Source organism: Bifidobacterium sp. UBA744 (genome assembly GCA_002298605.1).
Lineage (GTDB): Bacteria > Actinomycetota > Actinomycetes > Actinomycetales > Bifidobacteriaceae > Bifidobacterium.
The window spans coordinates 29,651-37,221 of record DBKS01000045.1 but is presented as its reverse complement, the minus strand read 5'-3'; the positions used below and the strand labels follow the sequence as shown (position 1 = coordinate 37,221).

Below are 7,571 nucleotides of genomic sequence, written 5' to 3'. Positions count from 1 at the left end.
TGTCGGGGGAAACGGCGTCGCCGATTGGTTCCATTGAGGTTTCAGATGACATTCAGAAAACCTCCAGCAAAGGGGGCCAGTCTGGGAACCATGAGCAAGCCAATTGAAGCGAAGATCGTTGTTGTCGATGACGAGCCCTCCATCCGCGAGCTGCTCGTCGCATCCCTCCATTTCGCAGGTTTCGAAGTCGCGACCGCCGCGTCGGGTTCCGAAGCCATCGAAGTGATCGAGAAAACCCAGCCGGATCTTGTGGTTCTTGATGTGATGCTGCCCGATATCGACGGATTCACCGTTACTCGCCGCATCCGTCAGGAAGGCATCAATGCGCCCGTTCTGTTCCTCACGGCTCGAGACGACACGCAGGACAAGGTAATGGGTCTGACCGTGGGCGGGGACGATTACGTCACCAAGCCATTCAGTCTCGAAGAGGTCGTCGCCAGGATACGCGCGATTTTGCGCCGCACCCGTGAGCAGGTGGAGGACGATCCGATCATTCGCGTCGCCGATCTGGAAATCAACGAGGACTCGCATGACGTCACCCGAGCCGGACAATCCATTGATCTGAGCCCCACGGAGTACAAGTTGCTGCGCTATCTGATGGACAACGAGGGACGCGTGCTGTCCAAGGCGCAGATTCTTGATCATGTCTGGCAATATGACTGGGGCGGCGATGCGGCGATCGTCGAATCCTACATCTCGTATCTGCGGAAAAAAGTCGACGGGGTCGAAGTGACGGATGAGAACGGCGAGACGCACAAGGTCGTTCCCCTGATCCAGACCAAACGCGGCATCGGCTATATGATTCGCGAGCCAAAGGACGCGTAGCCGCGCGCGTGGTCATAGGGGGAGGAGTTCATCCGTGAAGATGCAGTGGCGAAGGATGGCCGCTCGTAGGGAACCGGCGGGCAGCGTGCGGGGCCATTTCGACAAGGTGCCGCTGAGCACCAAGCTGGTCGTCATCATCTTCGCCCTGCTGCTGGTGGGATGCGGCACCATCACCTTCGCCATTCGGCAGATGGTGTCGGGATACCTGATCGACCGGCTTGACAACCAGCTGACCTCTCAGGCCCAACTGGCGTTCTCCTCAGCCGACAAACTCGCCCAGCAGGCCCCGACGAGCTCTCTGGGCGTGTCGAATTTCTTCGTGCAGGTGCGAGATTCAAATAACGAGATCCTCACCTCGTTGTCTTCGGACGGCAAGCGGGTGCAGATGGAGGCGATTCCGCAGCTGAAATACGGCATCATCTCCACACCCATGCTGCCATCTTCGGGGTCGATGGGCAATGTGACGCTGAACACGCCGTTCAGTACCCCGGCATATGTGGAAATCCCGGACTCCCTCCGCACGTCCTCAACCGACAAACTCACCAATGAGCAGCGCGAGGTGATTGCCAGCGCCCAATCACCGTGGCGTGTGGTGGCGATTCGATGGGTGAACAGCTCCGACAACTCGTACGGCGTACTCTATATCGGCCTGTCGATGGGAGACCAGATCTCCACCGTCGAAACCATCACCGAATACTGCCTGATCATGTCCGCCGCGATTATCGTGCTCGGCGTGTCCATAGGTTCGCTGGTGGTGCAGCACACATTCAAACCACTGAAGCATATCGAGAAGACCGCGGCGAAGATCGCGGCCGGGGATTTGAGCCAGCGCGTGCCCAAATTGCCCGAGAACACCGAAGTCGGTTCGTTGTCGGCTTCGCTGAACGCCATGTTGTCGCGCATCGAGTCCAGCTTCCGCGAGCAGGAGGCGACCACGGCGAAAATGAAGCGCTTCGTCTCGGACGCCAGCCATGAGCTGCGCACCCCGCTTGCGGCCATTCACGGATATGCCGAGCTCTACAAGATGCAGCGTGAATATCCCGGTGCGCTGGAACGAGCGGACGAGGCCATCGGGCATATCGAAAAATCCTCCACCCGCATGACGGTGCTGGTCGAGGATCTGCTGTCGCTGGCTCGCCTTGACGAAGGCCGCGGCATTGATCTGACCCAGCCGGTGAACGTCACCCTGCTCATGGGAGATGCGATTGAGGATCTGCATGCGATCGATCCGCAACGGGACATTCAGGTCGGCCGGATCCAGCTGGGGGCGGACTCGACGCAAGGCCAGTTCCAATCCGGAATAAATGACGGGGGACTGACCTTCGTCAAGGCTCCGATGCCGGAGATCACGCTAACCGGCGATTCCTCGCGCATCCGTCAGGTTGTCACGAATATCGTGGGCAATGTGCACCGATACACTCCGAACGATTCCCCGGTGCAGGTGTCGCTGGGCAGGGTCACTGCGGCTATCGACCCCGATGTGCTGGGCAAGCTGCCGTCGACCGATCAGTCGCTGGATCGATTCATTGAGGCGGTACAGATTTCTCAGGGAACGAAATCCGGCACCGACTACGCGGTGATCCGAATGGCCGACCATGGTCCGGGGGTGCCGGCGGATAAGCGCTCGCAGATCTTCGAACGCTTCTATACCGCCGATCCCTCGCGGGCCAGACAAAAAGGAGGCACTGGACTCGGCCTGGCCATCGCGCAGTCAGTGGTCAAGGCGCATCGCGGCCTGATCTGCGCCAGCGAAACGCCGGGGGGCGGCCTGACGTTCACCATCATCCTGCCGACGGGGTCCGTGTCCGAAGCGCCTGTGGACCAGACGCAGCCCGTGCAGAAGAAGGGCGGCTGGTCCCGTGCCTCCAGACAGTCGGCCGTGAAAACCGGCGGCGGGCAGTCCGGGGAAGCCGGGGAAGCCGCGCGGGCGGCCAAGGCTGCGGATGCCGGCGCCTCATCGAATGCGCTCGGGGCATGAAGGTGCGACTGTCAACGGTTACGGGGTATACTGAAGCGTTGATTTGAAGGATGCAGGCGAGGCCTGCACGGGTAAGAGCGAGGTCGAAATGCCCAACGGTCGTGTTCGTTGGTTTGACGCTAATAAGGGTTACGGATTCATCACCGATGAGTCGGGGACCGATGTGTTCCTGCCGGCTCAGGCATTGCCGGCCGGAACCACTATGTTGCGCAAGGGCACCAAGGTTGAGTTTTCCGTGGTGGATGGGCGCAAGGGGCCTCAGGCCATGGGCGTGAGCGTCGTTGCCTCCGCCCCCTCGTTGGTCAAGGCCACACGTCCGAAGCCCGACGATATGGCCGCGATCTGCGAAGACCTGATCAAGCTGTTGGACAGCGCGGGCAATACGCTGCGCCGCCATCGCTACCCGTCCGCCGCCGAGTCCAGGAAACTCGCCACGGTGCTCCGGGCGGTCGCCGATAACTTTGATGTGCAGGAATAGCAACGACTTTGCCGTCATATGATTCCTGCGGATTCCGCAAACGATTGTTCCAGAAGGTGGTCTGATGCCCGATACGACGCTTGACCCGAAAGCCATTGCCCAGGCGGTGGCGTTCGAAACCGCTGAAGATGAAAGCGAAGTCGGTGATTTTGTCACCAGCGTAGAGTTGCCGGATGGGGTCACTGATTTTCGCTTTGAATCGAAAGTGCGCGGATATGAGGGCTGGCAGTGGTCGGTTACGCTGTATCATGACGAGGATGCGGGTCAGTGGACTGTGAACGAGTCCACGCTGATTCCAGCCGACGGCGCATTGCTGCCGCCGAAGTGGATTCCGTGGAAGGATCGTCTGGAGCCGACGGATTTGTCGGTAACCGATTCCATTGGCACCGATCCGGAGGATGCGCGTCTCGAATCGGGTATGAGCGACGCCGAAATGCGTGAAGTGGTGGATGCCGCCGAAGCGCAATCTTCAGATTCGCAGGTTTCGGAATCCGGGGCTTCGGAACCTGAAGATTCGGAACCTCAGGTCGCGGATTCGGATTCGGCGGATCCGGACTCTGCGGAACGATCCCCGCAGTCCGCGCCTGAGTCCGCGCCTGAAGACATCGCCGAGGCGGTGACGGGATTCGACCTGTCCCGTCGCCACGTGCTGACCCCGCTTGGTCGGGCGCAGACGGCCAAGCGATGGTATGACGGGCCCCATGGTCCCAAATCACTGTCCACTAAAACGGCTGGCGGCAATGTATGCGCCAACTGCGGGTTTTTCGTGCCGCTGAAGGGCGAACTCAATCTGATGTTTGGCGTATGCGCCAATAAATGGAGCCCCGACGACGGTCGTGTGGTGTCGCTGGATCACGGGTGCGGCGAGCATTCCGAGATAGATCCCCCCGAGCCGTCTCATCTGTGGGTGCAGTCCAAGCCCGCATTCGATGACCTGCATATCGACGTGGTGGCTCAGAAGCCGCGTGACGAGCATGGCGAAGTCGAGCTGTTGGAGCGTTTGGGCGAGGGCAGTCGCCTCGCCTCGGACGACGACGATCGGGACGAGGCCACCGAGGCCGACATCGAAGCGCAAACCGTCCCGGATGATGAGGCAGGCGACGACGATATCGTCGCGGAGACGAAGGCGGATGACAGCCCGGAGATCGAGGCAACGGTCCGGCTGACCGACGGCGGCGATGACGAACGCGATGCCCTCGCCTCGGACGACGGCGACGGCGATTCCGACGAGGCCTAGCCCTGACGGAATCGCCGGAATGGGCTATCGTGCCCTATCGCGCTTTCAGTGCACCACGGTGACCGTGCATTCGGCGAAGTTGACGATCTGTTTGGACACCGAGCCAAGGAAATGCGCGTCCAGGCCGGACAAACCCCGTGACCCGACCACCAGCCAGCTGGCATAGCGCGACGCGGCGATCAATCCCTTGGAGGCCGGAATATGGAAGGCGTGGGGCACCACGTCCAATGTGTCGGGAAGCTTCGCTTCGGCGATTTCGGCGGCCACGATCTCCTCGGCGCGTCGCTGCCCGGCCTCGATCGGCGCGACGGCGTTCTCGTAACCCGGTATGGTGCCGAGATCCTTGAGCTGCCAGCAGAACATGACATGAAGCGGCCTGTTGTGCAGCTGCGCCTCATGGGCGGCGAAGGCAAGCGCATGACGGCTGGTTTCCGAGGCGTCGACGCCCACCACCACCGGGCGGCGTTCAAGGTTGACGTACTGCTGCGGCTGCTTGAAATGCACATGCTGGTCGGTGGGGGTGAGCGCATTGGCGATGGAGTCCTGCACGGTATCGGCGTCGTCGTCCACAATGCGCACCACGGTGACCGGCGACTTCGACTCCTCCGCCAGCGATGCGGACAGTGAGCCCATGAACCAGCGCGCAACGCGTCCCAGCGAGCGCCGGCCCACAACGATCTGCTGCGCGTCCGCGCCGATCTGCAGCAGCGCCGAGGTGCCGGTGGCCTTCACCGAAGTAAGCTCCAGATTCTCCGGATCGAATTCAATGTCGTCGGTGGCCCGTTCGACCCAGTCGCGCAGAGCGCCGGAGATCTCCTGCCGCATCTTCTTCCACGCCTCGTCGTTGTCGGGCTCGGCGCCCATGTCCCATGAGTGGGTCCAACCGAATACGGCGTTCACCTTTTGCCCGGTGATCGCCGCCTCCTGCAATGCGAACTTCAGCGCGGCGAAGGATTCGTCCGATCCGTCGACGCCAACGACAATGTCATTGCCAACAGTCTGAATTTCGGACTGAGTCATCGTCTTACCTCCCTGACGGTATGGATGATCCCTACCAGCATATCGGTTCTTTCCTCGCTGTGAGCACAATCACACGGCCGGACGAAATAAACGTCACCGTTCGTCGGTAGAGTTGAAAGGAATTTCAGAGGAAGGACAAGCATGTTCGAACGGTTTACCGACCGTGCGCGGCGCGTCATCGTGCTTGCGCAAGAGGAGGCCCGGGCCCTTCAGCACAATTACATAGGCACTGAGCATCTGCTGCTCGGCCTGATCCGCGAGGGTGAGGGCGTGGCCGCCAAGGCGCTGGCATCCAAGGGAGTGGAGCTGGACGCGACGCGCAAGCAAGTCGAGGAGATGATCGGCAAGGGCAATGCCGCGCCGAACGGCCACATCCCCTTCACGCCGCACGCCAAGCAGGTGCTGGAGTTGAGCCTCAGGGAGGCGCTGCAGCTCGGCCACAGCTATATCGGCACCGAGCATATTCTGCTTGGTCTGATCCGCGAGGGCGAGGGCGTGGGCACGCAGGTGCTCATCAAGATGGGCGTGGACCTGGGAGAGCTGCGCACCGCGACGATCGACATGATCCGCGGCAACGCCGGTTCCGGTTCCGATTCCGGCAAGGGGGACCTGGCCAACGCCGGTGGCGTGCAGAACAAGGGAAACCAGACCGGTTCCGCCATTCTCGACCAGTTCGGCCGCAACCTGACGGCCGAGGCCGCCGCGGGCAAACTCGACCCGGTGATCGGACGTTCGCAGGAGATCGAACGCGTGATGGTCGTGCTGTCCCGCCGCACCAAGAACAATCCGGTGCTGATCGGCGAGCCCGGCGTGGGCAAAACCGCCGTGGTCGAGGGGTTGGCTCAGAAGATCAACGCCGGCGACGTGCCGGAGACCCTGAAGGGCAAGCAGGTCTATTCGCTTGATCTCGGATCGATGATCGCAGGCTCACGCTATCGCGGTGATTTCGAGGAGCGTCTGAAGAAGGTGCTCAAGGAGATCAAGACCCGCGGCGACATCGTGCTGTTCATCGATGAGATCCACACGATCGTCGGCGCCGGATCGGCGGACGGCGCGCTGGGCGCCTCCGACATGCTCAAGCCCATGCTGGCGCGTGGCGAGCTGCAGACCATCGGCGCCACCACCACCGACGAGTACCGCAAGTACATTGAAAAGGACGCCGCTCTGGAGCGCCGCTTCCAGCCCATTCAGGTGCACGAACCGACGATCGCCGAAACCATCGAGATCCTCAAGGGCCTGCGCGAACGGTATGAGAATCATCATCACGTGACCATCACGGATGGCGCCCTGCAGGCCGCGGCCGAGCTTTCCTCCCGGTACATCCAGGATCGCAACCTTCCCGACAAGGCCATCGATCTGATCGACGAGGCCGGCGCCCGTCTGCGCATCAAGCGTCTGACCGCGCCGCCCGAGCTCAAGGAGCTCGACGCCAAGATCGCCAAGCTCAACGAGCAGAAGGACGAGGCGATCAAGGGCCAGGACTTCGAGAAGGCCGCCGAATTGCGCGACAGCCAGGAGAAGCTGGAGGCCGAGCGCAAGGAAAAGGAATCCTCCTGGCGCGAAGGCGAGTCCGACGTCAAGATGGTGGTGGATGAGGATGTCATCGCACAGGTGATCAGCTCCACCACGGGCATTCCGGTGTTCAAGCTCACGCAGGCCGAGTCCAAGAAGCTCATGCATATGGAAGAGGCGCTGCACAAGCGCATCATCGGGCAGGACGAGGCGGTGCAGGCGCTGTCCCGCTCCATTCGCCGTGCGCGTGTGGGCCTGAAGGACCCGAAGCGCCCCACCGGCTCCTTCATCTTCGCCGGCCCCACCGGCGTGGGCAAAACCGAGCTGGCCAAGACGCTGGCAGAGTTCCTCTTCGACGATGAGGACGCGCTGATCCGAGTCGACATGTCCGAATTCTCCGAAAAGTATCAGGCGTCGCGCCTCTTCGGCGCACCTCCGGGGTATGTCGGCTACGAGGAGGGCGGCGAGCTCACCGAGAAGGTGCGTCGCAAGCCGTTCTCCGTCGTGCTGTTCGACGAGAT

The 7,571-nt window shown here is 61.7% G+C and carries 6 protein-coding genes; 5 read left to right on the top strand and 1 reads right to left on the bottom strand.

Going from position 1 to position 7,571, the window contains the following annotated elements:
• Positions 1–90: 90 nt before the first annotated feature.
• The 4 genes from B2994_RS04705 (at position 91) to B2994_RS04690 (ending at position 4,518) form a co-directional block, all read left to right on the top strand.
• Positions 91–825 (top strand): response regulator transcription factor, encoded by a 735-nt coding sequence (locus B2994_RS04705; RefSeq protein WP_291527218.1) that lies wholly within the window; start codon positions 91–93, stop codon positions 823–825.
• A gap of 55 nt (positions 826–880) precedes the next feature.
• Positions 881–2,803 (top strand): sensor histidine kinase, encoded by a 1,923-nt coding sequence (locus B2994_RS04700; RefSeq protein ID WP_291527217.1) that lies wholly within the window; start codon positions 881–883, stop codon positions 2,801–2,803.
• Between the two features lie 88 nt (positions 2,804–2,891).
• Entirely contained in the window at positions 2,892–3,281 is a 390-nt protein-coding gene (locus tag B2994_RS04695) for a cold-shock protein (RefSeq protein WP_291527267.1), read from the top strand.
• Between the two features lie 64 nt (positions 3,282–3,345).
• Positions 3,346–4,518, top strand: a complete 1,173-nt coding sequence (locus B2994_RS04690; RefSeq protein WP_291527216.1) for a DUF3027 domain-containing protein — start codon at positions 3,346–3,348, stop codon at positions 4,516–4,518.
• A gap of 45 nt (positions 4,519–4,563) precedes the next feature.
• On the opposite strand, the gene B2994_RS04685 is transcribed toward B2994_RS04690, so the two are convergent.
• A complete protein-coding gene (locus tag B2994_RS04685; protein WP_291527215.1) occupies positions 4,564–5,538 on the bottom strand; it encodes a universal stress protein in 975 nt (324 codons plus the stop codon).
• A gap of 141 nt (positions 5,539–5,679) precedes the next feature.
• On the opposite strand from B2994_RS04685, the gene B2994_RS04680 reads away from it, so the two are divergent.
• On the top strand, positions 5,680–7,571 hold a 1,892-nt coding region (locus B2994_RS04680), incomplete at its 3' end, for an ATP-dependent Clp protease ATP-binding subunit (RefSeq protein WP_291527214.1).